The organism is Helicobacter sp. CLO-3 (assembly GCF_001854545.1).
Taxonomy (GTDB): domain Bacteria; phylum Campylobacterota; class Campylobacteria; order Campylobacterales; family Helicobacteraceae; genus Helicobacter_B.
The window spans coordinates 1-836 of record NZ_MLQN01000074.1 but is presented as its reverse complement, the minus strand read 5'-3'; the positions used below and the strand labels follow the sequence as shown (position 1 = coordinate 836).

Here is an 836-nt window from a genome sequence, read left to right as displayed (position 1 = left end):
TAAAACTTAATCGAAAGCGCGGCATAAGGCGTGAGTGTCGTGCCGCTTGTTATCGTTTGGTATATGCCAGTGGCGGTAAGCGTCGCGCCTGACTCATTTGGCACTTGCCCGATGCCATTTTTTAGCTCGTATTTATAGTGCGTCACAAATGGCACTTTCACGCCGATTTCTAGGCTCGCATGCCCGCTGCCAAACGCTTTGAAAAGTGCTGCGTTGGCATAGGGGATATGCATAGAGTATTCGCCCTCGCGCCCTTTTAGCTCGCTAGCAAGATTGCCAAATCCATACTCATACCCGCCACCAGCGATGAGGCCCCAAGAGTTTGGCTTGGTCGAAAATGACAGCACATAGTCTAGCCCAGCGCCCGCGCGCATGAGGTAGTGGTCTTGCTTGTCTCCCATATACATATCGCCTGTGCCTATCGTGTAGTTGCCAGCGGAGAAGCTCGCATAGGCTCTAAACGCGTTGCGTGGGCTTAGGGCTAGCAGATAGCCTGCGCGCACGCCATAGCTTAGGTTGAGGTTGGCTGTGGAGCTGGCATCGCTTCTATCAATTGTTGTGTTGTTGGCGTTGTCAATAGCGGTGTATTTTATATTGTTTTCAGAGTTGTTTATCATCATCCCTAGCGCGCCAGATATATACGCGCCGGATTCTTGCGCGCCAGCGATATTTGCTAGCATAGCGCCCGCCAAAATCCCGCCACAAACGCCTTTATAGACTTTGCCAAAATTTTTCATAATCGCTCCTTTGGTTTAAACTTGCGGATTATATCGTGATTTTTCAATACTTTTTTAACGCGCTAGGAGACAAAATCGCGCTTTTATGCTAGAATCCGC

The 836-nt window shown here is 49.5% G+C and carries 1 protein-coding gene; it reads right to left on the bottom strand.

All coding sequences use genetic code 11. The features are described from left to right. A partial coding sequence (locus BKN38_RS10065; protein WP_199769861.1) for a hypothetical protein occupies positions 1-737 on the bottom strand: 737 nt, incomplete at its 3' end. Between the last annotated feature and the right edge of the window lie 99 nt (positions 738-836).